19 protein-coding genes are annotated in these 20,080 nt (G+C 36.6%); 1 reads left to right on the top strand and 18 read right to left on the bottom strand.

All coding sequences use genetic code 11. The features are described from left to right. Window positions 1–114 precede the first annotated feature (114 nt). The 7 genes from AC6UDE_RS04000 to parE form a co-directional block, all read right to left on the bottom strand. Entirely contained in the window at window positions 115–1,068 is a 954-nt protein-coding gene (locus tag AC6UDE_RS04000; protein ID WP_500696685.1) for a Dyp-type peroxidase, read from the bottom strand. Window positions 1,069–1,208: 140 nt separating this feature from the next. Next, on the bottom strand, window positions 1,209–1,736 hold the full coding sequence (gene msrA, locus AC6UDE_RS03995) for a peptide-methionine (S)-S-oxide reductase MsrA (protein WP_500696684.1): 528 nt from the start codon (window positions 1,734–1,736) through the stop codon (window positions 1,209–1,211). Between the two features lie 30 nt (window positions 1,737–1,766). Beyond that, entirely contained in the window at window positions 1,767–2,204 is a 438-nt protein-coding gene (msrB, locus tag AC6UDE_RS03990; protein WP_500693758.1) for a peptide-methionine (R)-S-oxide reductase MsrB, read from the bottom strand. Between the two features lie 108 nt (window positions 2,205–2,312). Next, complete coding sequence (locus AC6UDE_RS03985) at window positions 2,313–3,251, bottom strand: manganese-dependent inorganic pyrophosphatase (protein WP_500696683.1); 939 nt, start codon at window positions 3,249–3,251, stop codon at window positions 2,313–2,315. Next, the gene (locus tag AC6UDE_RS03980; RefSeq protein ID WP_500695642.1) at window positions 3,244–4,275 is read right to left on the bottom strand and encodes a LysR family transcriptional regulator; all 1,032 of its coding nucleotides are present in this window, start codon (window positions 4,273–4,275) and stop codon (window positions 3,244–3,246) included. The genes AC6UDE_RS03985 and AC6UDE_RS03980 overlap by 8 nt, the downstream gene beginning before the upstream one ends. 65 nt (window positions 4,276–4,340) lie before the next feature. Continuing rightward, entirely contained in the window at window positions 4,341–6,803 is a 2,463-nt protein-coding gene (parC, locus tag AC6UDE_RS03975; protein ID WP_500696682.1) for a DNA topoisomerase IV subunit A, read from the bottom strand. Window positions 6,804–6,818: 15 nt separating this feature from the next. Next, window positions 6,819–8,780 (bottom strand): DNA topoisomerase IV subunit B, encoded by a 1,962-nt coding sequence (gene parE / locus AC6UDE_RS03970; protein ID WP_500693762.1) that lies wholly within the window; start codon window positions 8,778–8,780, stop codon window positions 6,819–6,821. Between the two features lie 172 nt (window positions 8,781–8,952). Here parE and plsY point away from each other — a divergent pair, with 172 nt between their 5' ends. Continuing rightward, window positions 8,953–9,600, top strand: a complete 648-nt coding sequence (plsY, locus tag AC6UDE_RS03965) for a glycerol-3-phosphate 1-O-acyltransferase PlsY (RefSeq protein WP_500693763.1) — start codon at window positions 8,953–8,955, stop codon at window positions 9,598–9,600. Window positions 9,601–9,640: 40 nt separating this feature from the next. Here plsY and AC6UDE_RS03960 read toward each other — a convergent pair whose 3' ends face one another. The 11 genes from AC6UDE_RS03960 to AC6UDE_RS03910 form a co-directional block, all read right to left on the bottom strand. Further along, window positions 9,641–10,525, bottom strand: coding sequence for an aldose 1-epimerase family protein (locus AC6UDE_RS03960; protein WP_500696681.1), 885 nt, complete (start codon window positions 10,523–10,525; stop codon window positions 9,641–9,643). A gap of 46 nt (window positions 10,526–10,571) precedes the next feature. Then, window positions 10,572–12,026, bottom strand: coding sequence for an ATP-dependent protease ATPase subunit HslU (hslU, locus tag AC6UDE_RS03955; RefSeq protein WP_500696680.1), 1,455 nt, complete (start codon window positions 12,024–12,026; stop codon window positions 10,572–10,574). Between the two features lie 16 nt (window positions 12,027–12,042). Next, window positions 12,043–12,585 carry an HslVU peptidase proteolytic subunit gene (gene hslV / locus AC6UDE_RS03950; RefSeq protein ID WP_500696679.1) on the bottom strand — a complete coding sequence of 181 codons (543 nt, stop codon included), beginning with the start codon at window positions 12,583–12,585 and terminating at the stop codon, window positions 12,043–12,045. Window positions 12,586–12,605: 20 nt separating this feature from the next. Continuing rightward, window positions 12,606–13,532, bottom strand: coding sequence for a tyrosine recombinase XerC (gene xerC, locus AC6UDE_RS03945; protein WP_500696678.1), 927 nt, complete (start codon window positions 13,530–13,532; stop codon window positions 12,606–12,608). A 76-nt stretch (window positions 13,533–13,608) separates the two neighbouring features. Continuing rightward, window positions 13,609–15,738 (bottom strand): type I DNA topoisomerase, encoded by a 2,130-nt coding sequence (gene topA, locus AC6UDE_RS03940; RefSeq protein WP_500695636.1) that lies wholly within the window; start codon window positions 15,736–15,738, stop codon window positions 13,609–13,611. Between the two features lie 89 nt (window positions 15,739–15,827). Next, the gene (dprA, locus tag AC6UDE_RS03935; protein ID WP_500696677.1) at window positions 15,828–16,700 is read right to left on the bottom strand and encodes a DNA-processing protein DprA; all 873 of its coding nucleotides are present in this window, start codon (window positions 16,698–16,700) and stop codon (window positions 15,828–15,830) included. A 38-nt stretch (window positions 16,701–16,738) separates the two neighbouring features. Continuing rightward, on the bottom strand, window positions 16,739–17,503 hold the full coding sequence (gene rnhB / locus AC6UDE_RS03930) for a ribonuclease HII (protein WP_500696676.1): 765 nt from the start codon (window positions 17,501–17,503) through the stop codon (window positions 16,739–16,741). After that, window positions 17,493–18,368 (bottom strand): ribosome biogenesis GTPase YlqF, encoded by an 876-nt coding sequence (gene ylqF / locus AC6UDE_RS03925; RefSeq protein WP_500696675.1) that lies wholly within the window; start codon window positions 18,366–18,368, stop codon window positions 17,493–17,495. The genes rnhB and ylqF overlap by 11 nt, the downstream gene beginning before the upstream one ends. Before the next feature lie 17 nt (window positions 18,369–18,385). After that, entirely contained in the window at window positions 18,386–18,607 is a 222-nt protein-coding gene (locus AC6UDE_RS03920; RefSeq protein WP_500693772.1) for a YozE family protein, read from the bottom strand. A gap of 11 nt (window positions 18,608–18,618) precedes the next feature. Further along, on the bottom strand, window positions 18,619–19,113 hold the full coding sequence (locus tag AC6UDE_RS03915) for a dihydrofolate reductase (RefSeq protein ID WP_500693773.1): 495 nt from the start codon (window positions 19,111–19,113) through the stop codon (window positions 18,619–18,621). Between the two features lie 9 nt (window positions 19,114–19,122). Further along, window positions 19,123–20,073: a thymidylate synthase gene (locus AC6UDE_RS03910; protein WP_500696674.1), complete on the bottom strand. Its 951-nt coding sequence runs from the start codon at window positions 20,071–20,073 to the stop codon at window positions 19,123–19,125. Window positions 20,074–20,080 lie beyond the last annotated feature (7 nt).

Below are 20,080 nucleotides of genomic sequence, written 5' to 3'. Positions count from 1 at the left end.
ATGGTTGGTTCAGTACTCATCTTTTCTTAGCATTTTCTTTAGACAGTACATTATGCTTAACCAACGTTTTTGTCAATGATAATTAATCAATAATTTTTAAAAATTTACTGATGACTAATTTAAATCCCCATCAGCAATTTTTTCAAGCATTGGTCTTGAAGGGATGAAAAAAGTTTGACCAGTTAATAAGGTTGAGAACGTTAACAAGAAATCATCTTCATCAACCATCTGTTGAAGCATGCCCTTAATAACGTGCCAGTATCGTGAATACGCAATAAAGTAAGTTCCTGTATCATTGTTAGCAGGATCAGAATAAGGAACATTCATTCTGACAATTTTTTGTTCAACTCCGTCAACGGATGTGTTTGAAGTTACATTATGGGCATTTTTAAATTTTTCTTCATCTGGTAATTCTAAGTCAGAAAATTTTTCTCTCCCAATGGCTTTATCTTGAGTAGTAGTATCTAGGTGATTCCAATAGTCCATGTTATGGTGCCATTTTTGTGCAAAAGCATATGAACCATTGATAAATTCAGGATCTTCATCACCAATAAGCGCGTATGGAGCAACATCTTCAACTTGTGGAACTTCAGTCCCATCAATGAAACCGATAATAGCTCTTCCCTCTAAATATCTAAAACCATGAGTTTCGTTCACTACTTTAGTAAAATCTCTTAAAAAGAGCATGAATTGAGTAGTAACTTCGTATACAACGGCTTCAGTATTAGCACGAATATGAAGAAAGATGTCTCCTTCAGACGATGGCATCGAATAGTTTGGACCCTTAACACCAGTAAAATCTTCTAATTCTTTAGGTTTATTAGCCTTCGGAAACAAGTAGTCCCAAGCTTTGCTACTAAAGCCAATGGAAACTCGAAGGTTTGCTTCAGGTTCTCTAATTCTCATTGATCTAATAATGGATTGTGAACGATCAGCAAAATCTTGGATTCCTTCTTGAGCCGCCTTTTGATCTTTTCTAGTTAGCTCTAAAGTGGCAAATTCAACGTTTTCACCAGTATCTTTCCAAACGTCTTGCGATTTATTTGGTCTTATCTTTTCTTCAGTCATTATAATACCTCCCAGAATATACTCAGTATTAATATGAGATTAGAATCACTTTATTACTAATCTCATACCACTTTTATTTTACTACATATAACTAGTCATTAAAAAAGAATGTCAAATTGGCATTCTTTTTGTTAACTTATTTACTTCTTCCAATGATCATCAATGAATTTTTTCCGTCCGCCACTTTCTTCGATGGCGTATCGAAGTGGATTCTTCTTGTAGAAGTCTTGATGGTAATCCTCAGCTGGATAAAACGGTTGAGCGTCTTCAATTTTCGTTACAATTGGTTCATCAAACTCGCCACTATTTTCTAATTCTTTCTTAGATTCTTCAGCAATTTTACGTTGTTCGGGACTATTCACGTAAATTACGGGACGATAAGAATCACCACGATCTTGGAATTGCCCCATTGCGTCGGTTGGGTCAGTTTGATGCCAATAGATTTCAACTAATTTTTTATATGAAATGATGCTCGGATCAAAAGTAATTTTAACTGCTTCTGTGTGACCGGTAGTACCTGAAGCAACTTGCTCATAAGTTGGATTTGGGACATGACCACCTGTGTATCCAGATACAACGGAGATAATTCCTGGCATCTGATCAAATGGTTGGACCATGCACCAGAAACAACCACCGGCAAAAATTGCTGTTTCTTTTTTATCACTCATTAATAAAGACCTCTATTTCAGTTATTTGTATTATTCAACAAACTTTTTGTATTTGCCATACCCTTCTTCGTCCATCTTATCATAAGGGATGAACTTAAGAGCGGCAGAGTTAATACAGTAACGTAAACCACCCTTGTCTTGCGGTCCATCTGGAAAGACGTGTCCTAGATGGGACTTAGAGTCTGCACCACGAACTTCTTGTCTAATCATACCAAAAGAAGTATCAGTATCATTCTTTAATTCGTCTTCACTAATTGGTTTAGTAAATGATGGCCAGCCACAACCAGCGTCATACTTATCAGCAGAACTAAATAATGGCTTACCATTTACAACATCAACATAGATTCCTTTTTTATAAAAATCATCATATTTGCCAGTAAATGCAGGTTCAGTTCCAGCATTTTGAGTTACGTTGTATTGCTCAGGTGTTAAGCGGTTTCTCAAATCATCTTTATTATTTTCAGCCATAATATAAACCTCCTATTTGTTTCTATATTTAATTTATATCTTATCCAATTAAATAGCAAACAATTTGTTTTAAACCAAAAAATCCACAATTAAGTGGATTTTTTATAACTATTCTTTTTCTAATGCATCAGTTAATGGGGGGACAACTTGCTTTTTTCTAGAAACGACTCCAGGCAAATTCATAATGTCATCATCATTGAATTTGTTATCAAAAGCTTGTTCGACCACTCTCTTTGGTTTCCCAACTACAATTAGTTCTGAATTACTATCAAGAATATTGGTTACAAGCACTAAGAATAAATCATAGCCCTTATCCTTAGATTCAGCCTTCATAGCTTTCTTAATATCATCAGCACGTTTGGTAATATCGTCTAAATCGACAACGTTAATTTGGTCGATCCTGACATTCTTACCACCTAACGTAAATGACTTAGCATCTCCGTCAATAAGTTGTTGATCAGTTTTTGCGTCAACGTTAGTCCCGGCCTTAAGCATTTTAACACCATAATCTTCGTAATCATCGATTCCGGCAATGTCAGCTAAAGCTTTGAGTGCATCGCGATCAAAATCAGTAGTAGTCGGTGATTTTAACAATAAAGTGTCAGAGATAATGGCTGACAACATTAAACCGGCTAATTTCTTGGGAATTTTAATACCCTCTTCTGAAAACATCTTAGTAATAATTGTACTGCAGCATCCATAAGGTGCAGCACGATAATACAAAGGTGCAGCAGTGTTAAAGCCATTAATTCGGTGATGATCAACAACATCAGTTACGGTTAATTGATCAATATCACTTACACTTTGTTGAGGTTCGTTGTGGTCGACTAGCATTACTTTATCAACTTCAGGCTTTGCACGTTCAATCACACGTGGTGCCTTAGTATCAAAGTAATCAAGCACATACTTAGTTTCAGCATTGGGATTGCCTAAAGCGACTGCTTCTACATCATACCCGTCTTGTTTCTTCAAATATGCGAGTGCCATTGCAGCCACAATTGCATCCGTATCCGGTACTTTATGTCCAAAAACTAGTTCTTTACTCATGATTCTCTCTCCTCTTTTTCCATATTTCCAAGAGTCTCTGACGATCTCTAACTTCTATATTAATACTACTTAAGTATACATCTTTAGCCTGCTCATATTCTCCTACAAAACCACTAAATTCGTCAAATAATTTATTTAACCGCGGAATACCATCTTTAGTATCACGATAGACGGCAACGGCTTGAAGAGAAAAATCAGGAATAATATCAGTATAATAAGTATTCTTTTGAGCCATTTTAGTTCGATCACGTGTCATCATAAAGGTCTTCGGCAGAATGGTATTTAACCCAGATGATAAAGCAAATTCTATGATTTGCACTGGTCTTGTAAAACATGCTTCCATTTTTGGCATTTCATAGCGCTTGGCGCTGTAAATGTTCTTTAAAAATTGATTAAAGTAATAACCATTGGGGAAACCTACCATTGGTCCAACAACTTTTTTAAGATTGATTTTACTTCCAATTTTACTTTTATCATGATGAACATAGCACAAAGTATCGTGAGTAATCGGTTTAATGGCCATTCCCTTCCAATTATGCAATTTCTCGTTTGGTAGGTACATAATGGCTAAATCAATTCTTCCACTTTCAAGATCAGAGATTAATGTTTGTTGAGTCAACATGTACATTTCAATTCGCAAATCTGGATTCTTTTCATAGAAATATAGGGCAAAATTTTCAAATATTTCATCTTCAATTGCAGAAAGAATTCCAACCTTAATTGTTCCACGGATTGAGCTTGAATATGATTCAATTTCATCAGTAGCATTATCAAGGATTCCATATACTTCCTCGGTAGCATTTTTTAAAGTATAACCCGCATCAGTTAAATGAATTTGTTTACCAACAGAATAAAATAAGTTAGCATGGAGCTTATTTTCTAATTTTTTAATTTGTTGGGATAGTGCAGGCTGTGTAATTCCTAAAATACCCGCAGCTTTTGTATAGTTCAGCGATTCAGATAATTGTAAGAAATATACCAAAGCCTTGGATGAAAATAATGATTCCCTCTTAGATTCTCTCAAAACTAATACCTCGCACTAACATTTATTATTATATTGTGTATATTATCACGAAATCACTATATTTACTATAGCAAATTATCAACTTGAGATTGTTTTAAAGTGTCATGAGCAATCAAAATTGGAGTTCCAATCATCTTCGTATTCATTACGGACGATCCGTTTGACAAACGACCAGATGTTCCGTAGTCACCCAAGACCACTTCGTGTGAAGTCGCGTGATCAGTATAAATTTTAAGCGTTTCATCACTAGAATCAATTTTGATAAAATCAGCTAACAGATTACTTTTGGTTTTAAATTCCTTTAAGACTTTAATTCCTTTTCGTGCGCGGCTAGTCACTGGAATGTCTCTTACTCTCATCTTTTTAAAGTTCCCATTTTGGAAAACAACTCCAATTTCAGACTCATCATTTACAAATTGCATGTTAATGACGTGATCATCATCAGCCAAACTAATTGCCTTCACTCCTGTAGTCCTCGGACCATTCAATGAAATTTCCTGTAAGTCATATCTAAGTGCCATTCCTTTTTCTGTCATCAATAAGACACTACCAGGATCTTCAACCCGATTGTATGAGACATTGACTACTTTTGATAGCGGTCCCTTCAATTTTTCATACATTGCAGCGCGACTTTTATAGGTACGACTGGGAAGTAATTTACTAAATTCAGTGCGCTTAATATGGCCAGCACTAGTTGTAATTACAAATTCACCATCTTGTTTACTTAGATCAGAAAAGTCATAAACAGCAATGATTTTTTCATTGGCATCAAGCCCATTCATTCTTGAGATATGTTCTCCCGTGTCTTTCCACTTAACGTCTTCGACTTCATAAACACGGCGATAAATCATATTACCCTTGTCAGTGAACATAAACAGCGAATCACGAGTGTTTAATTCATTTAGGTAAACGGCATGGTCATCGTCTTTTAAGCCGTTATCAGTGATCTCAGACGCATTAAATGAGCGAAGACTACTGCGTTTTAGATAACCATCATTACTTACCAGTACCATTACATTTTCGTCTGGAAGCGTAACTTCCTCACTAACTTCCAGATTTTGAATTTTGTCTTCAATTTTAGTACGACGTGGATTACGGTAACGTTTTGCAATATCTCTAAGTTCGCTTCTTAAAACAGAGTCAAGTTCATCTGGACTTGCTAAAATAGTCTCATATTCAGCAATTTTAGCTGCCAAATCAGCGTTTTCTTTTTTTAATTCAGTAACATCTGTATTAGTTAAACGATACAATTGTAAGGCAACAATCGCATCCGCTTGTTTTTCGGAAAAGTCGTATTCAGAAATTAAATTATTTCGCGCATCTTGTTTATCTTTACTAGCACGAATGGTTTTAATCACCTGGTCTAGGATTGATAATGCCTTAATCAAACCCAAGACAATGTGTTGTCGTGCGTTGGCTTTATCTAAATTAAATTTAGTTCTTTTAGATATAACATCGCGTTGATAATCCAAGTAAGCAACTAAGATTTCTTTTAGAGAAAGCCTTTTTGGTGCCATATTGCTAATAGCAACCACATTAAAATTATACGAAATTTGCAGGTCAGTATTTTTGAACAAGTAATTTAAGATACTAGTACTATCAACGTCCCGCTTTAACTCAATTGCAATCGTCAATCCTTCGCGATCTGATTCGTCTCTTACTTCGGCAATTCCATCGATTTTTTTGTTGATCCTAACTTCGTCAATTTGTTTGACTAATTGAGCCTTATTAACTTCATAAGGAATTTCGGTTATCTTGATCATCTGTTTATTTCCACGTAATGCTTCGATTGAAGTTTTAGAACGGATCATGATGCGTCCCTTACCAGTTTCGTAGGCCTGTTTAATTCCGTCAAGTCCCTGAATGATTCCGCCAGTTGGAAAATCTGGTCCTTTAACGTACTTCATTAGACTATCAAGTGTGGCATTTGGATGCTTTTGTAGATAAATTAACGCATCAATCACTTCACCGAGATTGTGTGGTGGAATTTCGGTGGCATATCCCGCTGAAATTCCAGTAGCACCATTTACTAGTAAGTTAGGAAATCTAGAAGGAAGAACGACAGGTTCATACTCCGTATCATCAAAGTTTAAAACCCAATTAACGGTATCCTTATCGATATCCCGCAACATTTCATCTGATATTTTACTTAAGCGAGCTTCTGTGTAACGCATGGCTGCTGGAGGGTCACCATCCATTGAACCATTGTTTCCGTGCATCTCAATCAACGGTTCCCGTAGTTTCCAGTCTTGACTCATACGAACCATAGCTTCATAGATTGAACTATCGCCATGAGGGTGAAAATTACCCATGACGTTACCAACTGATTTAGCTGCTTTTCTAAATCCCTTAGAAGAAGTATTGCCATCCTTATTCATGGCATACAAAATCCGTCTTTGAACGGGTTTAAGCCCATCACGGACGTCTGGTAATGCTCGCTCTTGAATAATTGATTTAGAATAACGACTAAACCGTTCGTCCATAACTTCTGAAAGAGTTAAATCTTTAATTTTAGATCTATGTGCCATTTCATCACCTCCAAGCTAATTTTTCTCAGTATTATCTAAAATACTTCCGTCTTCTTCGAGATTAAATTGAACGTTATTTTCAATCCATTTTCGACGTGGTTCTACTTTATTACCCATTAAAGTTGATACTTGTCGTTCTGCATCAGCTGCATCATCGATTCGAACTCGAATTAAAGTCCTTTTGGCAGGATCCATCGTAGTTTCCCATAATTGATCCGCGTTCATCTCCCCCAAACCTTTGAAACGCTGTAACGAATATCCTGATTTAAAATCTTTAATGTCTTGATCACGTTCTTCATTGGTCCAAGCATATTCTACTTTGGATCTCTTCCCTTTACCATGTTGCAATTTATAAAGTGGCGGTAACGCAATATATACCTTACCTGCTTCAATCATTGGCCGCATATATTTATAGAAGAAAGTTAAAAGGAGGATCTGAATGTGGGCACCATCATCGTCCGCATCTGTCATGATAATAATTTTGTCATAATTTGATTCCTCGATCTTAAAATCAGTTCCTACACCCGCTCCTACTGTGTAGATAATCGTACTAATTTCCTCATTTTTCATAATATCGGGAAGTTTAGCACGTTCAGTGTTTAGAACCTTACCACGTAACGGTAAAATTGCTTGATGTTTTCGATCTCGTCCTTGCTTAGCAGAGCCTCCGGCCGAATCTCCTTCAACTAGAAATAATTCGTTTTCACTCGTATCTTTTGACTGAGCAGGAGTCAGTTTTCCAGAAAGGAGTCGTTCGCGTTTCTTTTTCTTTTTACCATGTCGACTCTCTTCCCGAGCCTTTTTAGCGGCCTCACGCGCTGTGCGCGCATTAGTGGCCTTTTTAATTAAAGTTTTAGCAAAATCACTGTTTTCCATGAGGTAGTAGAGTAATTGTTCTGAAACAACACTATCAACAACTGACCTTGCAATCGGGGTTCCCAATTTTTCTTTAGTTTGACCCTCAAATTGGAGCAGTTCTTCAGGTACTTTTAACGCTACGACAGCAGTTAACCCCTCACGAACATCGTTTCCCTCCAGATTTTTGTCCTTGTCCTTTAATAAATCGACTTTACGGGCATACTCATTAAAAGACTTTGTCCATGCACTTCTAAAGCCGGCTTCATGACTTCCACCATCTTTAGTTCTAACATTATTAACAAATGAAAGCATATTTTCGGTATAGCCGTCATTGTATTGAGCAGCAACTTCAACTTCAATGCCATCTTTTTTCCCATCGAAATACATAACTTTTCCAAGTGTACTTTTGCCTTCGTTCAGATAGTCAACAAATTCCTTAATCCCATCTTTGAACTGAAATTCATCTTCACGAATCTTTCCGGGTCTTTCATCTTTAAGCGTTATTTTAACGCCCTTCAGCAAAAAGGCAGACTCACGAAGCCGTTCTGCCAAGATATCATAATTATAAGTTGTAGTAGTAAAGATGTCCGGATCAGGTTTGAATGTGACAGTCGTTCCGGTATGTTTATTGGTTTTTCCAATTTTTTTTAGGGTTCCAACAGGATGCCCACCATTTTTAAAATCTTCTTGATAAAGAGTACCATTACGGACAATTTGAACCGTTAAATGAGTTGAAAGTGCATTAACAACACTTGACCCAACTCCGTGCAATCCCCCCGAAGTTTTATATCCTCCTTGGCCAAATTTACCACCAGCATGAAGAACCGTTAAAATTACTTCAGGAGTTGGTTTTCCAGAAGAATGCATTCCAGTTGGCATACCACGCCCATGATCAACCACTGTGATACTATCATCTTCGTGAATGGTAACGTTGATTTCATCACCATAGCCAGCTAACGCTTCATCGACTGCATTGTCAACAATTTCGTAAACTAAATGGTGCAATCCCTTTGAATCAGTAGAACCTATGTACATACCAGGTCGTTTTCGAACTGCTTCTAAACCATGTAAAACTTGAATTGAAGAGTCATCATACTCTTGCTTTTTTGCCTGTGTCATTAGGAAAGACTCCTTCTTTTAGTCATCGTTTTTAATAATAACCTATTTAAACTTGATTGCAAAGACGTTTTAAAGTTAGCTCATTTTCCCAAACTAAATTTTAAAATCATCTTTTTAATGATAAAATAAACTTTTGGGACTTATATATTACATTAATAATACGGAGGAAGATATGGTTAAATTTATTATTCTCCTAATCTTTGCTTATTTATTGGGATCAATTCCCAACGGAATTTGGATTGGCAAAGTATTTTTTCATATCGACATTAGACGACATGGCTCCAAAAATATTGGCGCTACCAACACTTATCGGGTACTAGGATGGTTTGCAGGAACCATTGTGATGATTCTTGATATTGCTAAGGGCGCCATTGCTACTTGGTTACCAATGCAGTTTGGAATCCATTCATGGTACCCGCTCATTTTTGGACTGGCAGCGATCTTAGGCCATACTTATTCGATTTTTGATCATTTTCGTGGTGGTAAGGCAGTTGCAACTAGTGCTGGGATGCTTTGGGCATATAACTTCGTCTTTTTCTGCATTGCAGCTGGAACTTGGATTATCTGTATCTTTGTTACTAGTATGGTAAGTCTTGCTAGTATGCTAGGCTTTACCATTATTGTTATTGCATCATTATTTGAAAACGATCCAGCACTGACAATTCTAGCAATTTGTTTAACAATCTTTACTTTCTATCGCCACCGTAACAACATCATTAAGATTATTCATGGAGATGAAAATCTCGTTCCGTTTGGTCTTTATTACTGGTACTTAAAATACGTAAAGAAATCCATTCCTTCAAAAAAACAGCATAAATAAGGGACACTCGTTGAGTGTCCCTTATTTAATTTAATCTTATTTAGAAGAAAGTAATATCAAAATTAGCATTTAAGCTTTCGTTCGGATCAAGTTTACTTATATCGGCCTTATCTTTTAAAAATCCAGTACTGCCTTCCTCATCAGCAATTCCCCACCATGGTTCTAAACACACAAAGGGAGCATTTTTAGGATAAGTTGACCAGATACCAATGTACTTACAGTCGTAAGCAGTCAAAGCGACTCCATGCTCGGTGACATCTGATTGGAGCATAACGGTAGTTTGCTCATTATCAGATACATCAAGCACCTTTGCATCATGAATAAATAGGTCACGATTTAACTGTAGTGGATTGTTCAGCGTTTTTTCAATTGGATGTTTAATATTACTGTATCCATTCTGATCAATTCTAACAGTTTTATAGTCATGCTTTGGAGCAATCGAGACCGAATAATCATCAAATGTTTCTTTCTTAGGAAACAATGGGACGTTGAATCCTGGATGAGCTCCTAATGAGAAATACATTGGATCTGGATTGATATTTTCTACTACCATTTCAACCGCAATGGTGTGTTCATCTAGCTCATAGTGAATGGATAAATTAAAGTTAAAGGGATAAATCTTTCTAGTAGCCGCACTCGAATGCAACATAAAATTGACTTCGGTTTGGTTGTGAGATTCGATCTCAAACTCACTATCTCTAGCAAAACCATGCTGATACATATGATAACTGTTTCCATCGTAAATATAATCATCATCTTGAAGTCGACCAACGATTGGAAACAAGATCGGTGCATGACGCTTCCAGTACTTTTTATTAGCACCCCAAATATATTCAGTACCGCTTTGATCCTTAACCGAAACAATCTCAGCACCTTTTTGATTAATTCGAACCGTTAAGTAATCATTTTTTAGTGTAACTGGCAATTTAATCCCTCCCTTTCTTTATATATTATTTCACAAAATGTAGAAACTATAAAATATATCGTGCTATATTTTCATCAGCCGCAAGATTACCAACTTTGTCTTCAACGTATTGTTGGTTAATCGTAATATCACCCATATGCATATCTGGTCCTTCATACAAAATATCTTCAAGTAATTTTTCTAGAATTGTGTGAAGCCGTCTAGCCCCGATATTATCAGTATCATGGTTAACAGAATATGCAATATCAGCAATTTTTTCAATTGCTTCCTTAGTAAAAGTTACTTTAATATTATCCGTCCCAATTAATGCTACATATTGCTTAATTAATGCATCACTCGGTTCAGTTAAAATTTTAACAAAGTCATTCTTACTTAGATCATTTAATTCTACTCGAATTGGGAATCGACCTTGCAGTTCAGGAATTAAATCTGAAGGCTTACTATCAGCAAAAGCACCGGAACCGATAAACAAGATGTGATTGGTATTTATGACTCCATACTTAGTATTTACATTTACACCTTCAACGATTGGTAAAATGTCTCGTTGAACACCTTCTCTTGACACTTCTCCACGAGTTTGTTTGTTTCCACCAGTCAATTTATCAATTTCATCTATAAAAATAATCCCGGTATTTTCGGCACGTTTAATTGCTGAGCCATTCACTTTGGCATCGTCAATTAGTGTTTCTGATTCTTGATTGATTAATGCTTCACGAGCTTCTTTTAACGGAAGGACTCTTTCAACTTGCTTCTTTGGCAGCATACTCTCTAATCCCTGCAAGTTAATTCCCATTTGTTCCATTTTGCTGTTGTCCGCGTTTAGTGAAGTCGCTGGGTCATCAATGGAGATTTTAACTTCATGGTCCTCTAACTCGCCATTTTCAATTTGATTTAAAATTTGATCGGCATCATTTTTAATTTTATTCTTTTCGTCATTATCCATGAAGGGATCTTTTTGAGTTAACCAAGATAGATCTATTGGTTTCCCTTTCTTAAATGCTTTATTAAGTTCTTTAACCGTATCTTCTAATTTTTTATCATTATTTGCGATTGCTTCTGGATCATCTACGTGGTTTTCTTCGCGTGAAATGATTTCAGCCAAGTCCTTATTCGCTTTCTTTTCAGCTTCACGTCTAACGTTTTTAAACTCAATTTTCTTTTCCATTTGAACTGAGCTCTCAACTAAATCACGAACCATTGAATTAACATCTCCACCAACGTATCCAACTTCAGTGAATTTGGTTGCTTCTACTTTGACAAATGGAGCGTCTACAATCTTAGCCAAACGACGTGCAATTTCTGTCTTACCAACTCCAGTGGGACCGATCATCAATAAGTTTTTAGGAGTAATGTCCTCTTGCATCTGTGGGCTTAATTGAAGACGACGGTAACGATTACGCAACGCGATTGCTACAGACTTCTTAGCATCGTCCTGTCCAACAATATAATTATCTAATTGGGAAACAATTTCTTTTGGTGTCATTTGTTCTTCTTTTGTCATTAATTAATACCTCGGTTTATAGTTCTTCAGAAATTACATTGTGATTAGTAAAAATATCAATGTCAGCAGCGATGTTAATAGCATCTTTGGCAATTTCTTCAGCTGACATTTCAGGCGCCTTATGTTTCATTGCAGTGGCTGCTGCTAATGCAAAATTACCACCAGATCCAATTGCTAAAATATCATCGTCTGGCTCAATTACTTCTCCTGAACCAGATACTAAAAGCAAATTATCATGATCGGCAACAATTAGCATGGCCTCAAGTTTTTGTAACTGTTGATCGCCGCGCCATTCTTGAGCTAATTTTACTGAAGCTCTTTTTAAGTTGCCGCTATATTCTTTCAACTTTTTTTCAAACTTTTCTTCTAGGTTAAATGCATCAGAAACACTTCCAGCAAAACCGACTCCAACTTTCCCATCAAAGATCCGACGGATTTTATGTGCGGTTCCCTTCATGATAACTTTTTCTCCCATAGTAACTTGACCGTCACCAGCTAGTGCAACGTGACCATTATGTCTGATGGCGCAAATTGTGGTAGCTTCAAATTTTACTGTCATAATTAAATTCCCTTCAAAAGTTAGTTTGGATTATCTTCATCAGGACGCTTAAAGAACTTCTGGTAGTTCTTAAGTAGTCCTTCTTTAGTAACATGAGTATAAATTTGGGTTGTAGATAAATCAGAATGACCAAGTAATTCCTGAACAGTTCTAAGATCAGCTCCATTATTCAACATTTGAGTGGCAAATGTATGACGAAGCATGTGAGGATGAATTGAACTATTAAGACCACTTCTTTTCATAATTCCATCTAAAATGTATTCAATACCGCGGCTTGACAGTTTATCACCATGCTGATTGATAAATAAGTAAAGATGGTCTTTATGATATTTACGCATAATTGGCGTTCGGCATTTCTCCATATATCGTAAAATAGCACTTTTAGCATACCTTCCAAATGGCAGATAACGTTCCTTGTTTCCCTTACCTAAAACAAGCATGATTCGATTATCAAAATCAATGTCGTTAATATCAAGATTGGAGCACTCACTGACTCTCATTCCCGTCCCGTATAGAACCTCGAGAATGGCACTGTCACGAGTAGCAATTCGTTTGTCTTGATTACTTGCGGCTGTTTTAAAAAGAATGTCTAATTCTTTTTGATAAAAGAATCTTGGTAAATGCTTATTATGCTTTTTTATGTGAACATATTCAAACGGATTGTCCGAAATTAGTTCATTGTTTAGCAAAAAATTAAAAAAAGACCTTAATGAAGAAATTTTACGAGCGATGGTGCTATTCTCATCTCCTCTATCGTGCAAAGTACCTAAGAAAACTTCAACGTCAAAATTGTCGATATTTTTAAAGCTTTTAGCATTTCCTGACGTCTGTAGAAATACATTAAATTCCTCAAGATCGTCTTCGTAAGCTTTAGCCGTGTCTTTTGAATATTGACGTTCGTTTACAATAAATTTTACGAATAGTTCGATTAGTTTTTTGTTTTGCATTTGTTTTTCCTAAGTTAAAGTAACTTTTTACATTTTACCTTATAAATAAGACCGTTCCGAGGAACAGCTATTTTAATTATTTCTGAATATCTTCTTTATAATCGCCGTTTGGACAAATAACTTGCATGCCACCACGAACCTTTTTTTCAACCAAGAAATGACCACACTTTGGACAATCTCGTCCAATTGGCTTATCCCATGAAACAAAGTCACATTCAGGATAACGTGAACACCCATAAAACAACCGATTCTTTTTTGTTTTACGTTCAATAACTTGGCCCTTCTTACACTTCGGACAAGTTACCCCAATTTCTTTGACAATTGCTTGAGTATTGCGACAATCTGGAAAGCGTGAACAAGCGTAAAATTTACCATACTTCCCCATCTTTACGACCATCGGTGCACCACATATCTCACAGTTAAACCCGGCTAATTCATCCTTAATTTGAACATCTTCCATAAGTTGTTCCGCATGGTCCACTTCTTTTGAAAATGGTTGATAGAAGTGATCTACAACTTCAACCCATTTTTCTTTAGCTTCTTCGATCTCATCCAATTTTCCTTCGACATCAGCCGTAAAATCAACGTTGACAATGTCAGGAAAGTACTCTTCAATAATTTTATTCACAATCTCGCCGAGTTCGGTTGGTTCAAACCGTTTTCCAACTAGTTTAACGTAATAACGTTTTTGAATTGTACCTAATGTTGGCGAATAGGTAGATGGACGTCCCACTCCATTCTCTTCTAAAGTTTTAATCAGATTGGCTTCAGTGTATCGAGCTGGTGGTTGAGTAAAGTGTTGGTCTGGATTATTTTTAGATAATTTAACGGTGTCACCACTATTTAAATCAGGCAAGATATTATCTTTCTCTTTCCCATTTGAATAGACTTTCAAAAAACCTTCAAATTTCATCTTTGAGCCGTTAGCACGATACGTTACACCATTTTGTTCAATGGTTACTGTTTCAGTATCCATAATTGCTGGAGTCATTTGACTAGCTACAAATCGTGACCAAATTAAATTGTAAAGTTTATATTGATCCTTAGTAAGATATTGTTTAATGTTTGCAGGAGTCCGATAAACAGATGTAGGTCGGACTGCTTCGTGCGCATCCTGAGCGCCTTCTGGCATTTTCCCCTTAATTGGTTTATTAGCAGAGTATTCTGCCCCATACTTTTCATGAAGAAAGGTAGCTGCCTCATGCTTAGCAATTGATGAGATTCTTGTTGAATCAGTTCTCATATAAGTAATGAGACCCTGGCTTCCTTCTTTGCCAATATTAATTCCCTCATAAAGTTGCTGGGCAGCCATCATTGTTCGTCCAGTCTTAAAATTTAATTTCCGGTTGGCGTCTTGTTGAAGAGTACTGGTTGTGAATGGTGCGTTTGGTTGTCTCCGTCGTTCTTTTTTAGTGACTTTTGTAATATCAAAATCAGCTTTTGGATCAATTTGTTTTAAAACTTTTTGCACATCATCATTATTCGCAAGTTTCGCTTTCTTGCCATTAAGACCGTAGAAACTAGCTTTAAACTTTGAACGTCCAGACTTAAATTCAGAATCAATTGTCCAGTATTCTTCTGGCTCAAATTTTCTAATTTGACGTTCCCGATCAATCACTAACCACAATGCCACTGACTGCACCCGTCCGGCACTTAATCCTTTTTTTACTTTTTTCCAAAGCAGTGGAGAAATTGAATATCCCACTAATCGATCCAAAACCCGACGTGCTTGTTGAGCATCCACGAGATTCATATCAATCGTTCTTGGATGTTTGAAAGCATCCTTAACGGTATCCTTGGTAATTTCGTTAAAGACCACCCGATTTTGATCATTAACGTCAAGATTCAATACGTGAGAAACATGCCAGGCAATTGCCTCACCCTCACGGTCAGGGTCAGATGCTAAATAAATCATCTTCGACTTCTTAGCCTCAGACTTTAGCATTTTAATTACGTCACCCTTCCCCCTAATTGAAATGTAATCAGGTTTAAAATCGTCTTCAATGTCCACGCCCATCCTACTCTTAGGGAGATCACGAACGTGTCCTTTACTTGCTACGACCTTATAGGTACTTCCTAGATACTTTTGAATCGTCTTTGCCTTAGCTGGCGATTCGACAATCACTAATTTTTTCTTTCTTGAACTTGCTTTACGTTTTTTTGTTTTAGTTGTTTTCTTTGTCTTTGCTACAGAAGTTGTGGCCATTAAAATTATCCTCGTTATTTTTTCTTCATTAATACATGATAATTTCCGTTTAAATTTCTTCCATATCATATTGCAGTTTTAAAGACCTGTCAAACTAAAGAATCTTCCAAAACATCATTATCACTCAAACAAGGACGTGCTCCAGAAGCAATTAGTAGATTACAACCCTTAGAAAGTGGAGAAGTAATATTACCTGGTATGGCAAGGACATCCCGATTTTCGGTCAAAGCCAAACTAGCAGTAATTAAACTTCCTGACCTTTGCTTTGCCTCAACAACAATTAATTTTTCGCAAAGACCAGCAATGATGCGATTTCGTTCCACAAAATGGTATTTTAAGGGTTTACTTCCTAATGGATACTCACTGATAACCAGGTTGGTTCTCATCAAATTATCCTGAAGCTGCGTACATTCAGCGGGATAAAAACGGTCGAGGCCTGTTCCAATCACCGCAATTGTACGGCCATCATGTGCTAAAGCACACTGATGACTTAAACAATCAACTCCCTTAGCCAGACCAGACACAATCGTAAACTTTTTAAGTACCTGACGTGTAATAATTTCCTTAATTGCTGCGATTGAATAACTTGTACACTGTCGTGCACCTACCACAGAAATCGAACGTGTTGTAAGTAACGACACGTCACCCACATAAAAGAGCACAATTGGCGCGCAATAAATATCAGCAAGTTGTTCAGGATAACCATCATCAAGAATGGTCATCCAATGATATTTTTGGTTCAAACGAAAAGATCGCTCTAACTCACTACTTAAAAATGAATTCTTAAACTTCGTTGTCTGCAAATGATGACGTTTTAATAGATTGATTAATTCACCTTCAACATCAGATAAAGACATGTTTTCAACTGAAGTCCCCTTAACCCACCGTGCAAGAATTGCTTCGCCTTTAATCCCAATCCCACGACATAACTTGATTCTAAGCAATAATTTCCGTTTATCCATTTTCTACCTCCTGGTTTGTCTATGGATAAATACGTAAATTAATGATTGATTGTTTTTAATACTGGTGAAAAAGTCTTGCGATGAATTGGGGTCGGACCAAGTTTATCTAAAGCCCGTAAATGTTCTTTGGTTCCATAACCCGCATTTCGTTCGAATCCATATCCAGGATACTTACGAGCGTATTCGTTCATTAAATCGTCTCGAAAAACCTTAGCAAGGATACTAGCAGCAGAAACACTAACTGATTTTGAGTCTCCCTTAATCAACCTAGTCTGCGGAATACTGTCATCAATTGCCATGGAGTCCACAATAATATGATTTGGCTGTGGATCTAACATACTAATTACGTTTTTCATGGCAATTCTAGTTGCTTCATAAATATTGACTTGATCAATTATCTGACTTGAAACCGCAAAACAGTTGTAAGCAATCGCTTCCTTTTTGATTTTTGGAACTAGTTCTCGTCTTTTTTCATCACTTAATTTTTTGGAATCATTGACGTCAATAAGATCAAAGTCAACTGGTAAAATTGCCGCACCAGCGACTACTGGACCAGCAAGCGGCCCTCTGCCCACTTCATCAACGCCAGCAATATACTTCACCCCGCGTTGCCATATTTCTTTTTCATATTTAAATCTGATTAAAAAATCACGTTTTTTCTCGGTCTGGGTATTAATTCGCTTCAACGTTCTCTTAATAATTCTTTGAACTCCAATTCGTGGATCATCCCCAAAGCGGACAAAAAGCGGATCACTAACATTATCAACGTTAGCAAACCGCTCAGAAATTTCTCTAATCGTCATTGCCATGCTCATTTCTTTCCACCAGTTCAAGGGAATCTAACGTAAAACGTCCTAATTTTCCCCTTTGAACATCATTAATAATCCTGACGCTGGCTCGGTCGTAATCGTCTTTCATTCCAATCTTTTCAGTAATTTTAAGTAATAATTCAACATCACTTAGATTTAAATCGGACGGACCCAAATGATAACGTCTCAAGATCTCGTCGCTATGGTGACTACGAAAAAAATGAAGTGCAAATAAAGCAATATCATCAGGATGATAAATACTCTCCTTAATTGCTCCCGTTAACGCTAATTTATCAGCAATCTCCTGATTTTGAAACTTTGGCCACAATATTCCGGGAGTATCCAATAATTCCATCGTTTTACTGGAGGTTAACCATTGTTGACCCTTAGTTACTCCCGGACGATTGCCAACCGCTGCTGATCTCTTACTAACTAACTGGTTCAACAAAGTTGACTTGCCAACGTTCGGAACCCCAACACAGACAGCCTTAATGATGTCTTTTTTTAATCCCTTTGCTTGCGATTGTTCTAACTTATCCTTCAGAACTTTCCGAGCAGCAGTCTCAATCTTATTTCTTACTCCACGTGATTTTGAATCGATTGAGATGGCCGATAATCCCATACTATTAAAGTAATCTAACCATTCTTTAGTCATCTTTGGATCAGCTAAATCAGATTTAGTTAAAATAAACAAGCGTGGTTTACTACCTGATACTCGCTTAATCTCTGGATTAATCGATGAATACGGAATCCTTGCATCAACCAATTCAAAAATAATATCAACAACGTGGACATTTTCCTCAAACTGACGAATAGCTTTCGCCATGTGTCCAGGAAACCATTGTATATTACTTCCCATTTACTGCTCCTTTATCGTTAATCGAGGTAGGCAAGATACTCTTTCCATGCATCATCAAAAATTGTCATGGATGGTAAATAACCAGCATTTTCCTCCAAGTACTTAGAAAGCCTTTCAAAATTATCCTCTTGCTTTGGAAATAATTGATCAAAGAACGCATTATTAGCAAACTCCGCAATCGGATCGGAACTCCCTGGATGTCTTCTAGTCATTAAAAATTCATAAAAACTTTTTCTCAATTTCTTACCTCTTATTTCTTACGCTTAAATATCTCAAAAGTATGCGGATAAACATTATGTTCATCAACTTTTCCAGAAATCTTCTTTTCTAATTCAAATTGAGAATAATCAATATCAATCATTTTAACATCCCCATCAAAATCATGATTGATACTAGTGCGATACAGATAATCAACAAACGGCAACAAATCTTCAAATACAGATGTTCCACCAACCACAAAAATCATTTCATTAGGGTATCTTTTTGCATACTTCAAAAATTCATCAACCGTTTTAAAGGTCACAACCCCACTCGGAAAATCACTCTGCGGGCGGTGAGTCAAAACCAAATTTTTGCGTCTTGGTAATGGTCTTTTAAAACTGTCATACGTGGTTCTACCAGCTAGAATTTGATGATCGATCGTATTACGTTTAAAAAATTGCATGTCATCCGGCAAGTGCCAGGGTAATTTACCATCTTTTCCAATGACATGTCCATTTGATTCTGCCCAAATATAAGCTAACATAATAATCTCCTATACTGCCACTGACGCTTTAATTGGCTTGTCGTGGTGATAATCAACCACCTTAATATCATCCATATCATAATCAAAAATACTTTCCTTATCGGGATTTAGCCATAGATGTGGAGCTGGGTGTGGCTTTCTCTTTAACTGCTCTTTGACTTGATCAATGTGATTACTGTAAATATGAGCATCACCTAACGTATGGACAAAGTCACCAGGAATTAATCCGACCTCTTTGGCAATTAAACTAGTAAGTAAAGCATAACTTGCGATATTAAATGGAACTCCTAAAAAAATATCACCACTACGCTGATACAGTTGACAACTTAACTTGCCATCGTTTACGTAAAACTGAAACATTACATGACAAGGTGGAAGAGCCATACTAGAAATATCTTCTGGATTCCAAGCACTCACAATCATTCTTCTAGAATCAGGATTAGTTTTAATGGTATTAATAACATTTTTAATCTGGTCAATGGCCTTACCATTGCTCGTTTTCCAGTTACGCCATTGACTCCCATAAACCAAGCCTAGATCGCCATATTTTTTGGCAAAATCATCGTCATTTAAAACTCGTTCACAAAATATTTTCTTCTGCTTTTGGTATTCTTCATTAAATTCGGGATCACTTTGTGAACGCAAACCAAAATTAGTCATATTTGGTCCATGATATTCATCAGAATTAATCCATTTTTCAAACGCCCATTCATCCCAAATGTGATTATTATGTTTAAGTAAATAACGAATGTTAGTATCACCTCGCAAAAACCAGAGTAATTCTGATTTAATCAACCGAAAGGGAACTGCCTTAGTGGTTAAAAGTGGAAAGCCGTCCTGTAAGTTAAAACGCATTTGATAACCAAAGGTACTAATGGTTCCGGTACCAGTTCGATCTGATTTTTTGTGACCATTATCTAAAACGTAACGTTCTAGATTTAAATATGCATCCTCTAACATTTTAATC

It is taken from the genome of Fructilactobacillus sp. X2R5C3, assembly GCF_059901325.1.
The sequence above is the reverse complement of the archived record's forward strand: the minus strand, read 5'-3'. Positions and strand labels throughout refer to the sequence as shown.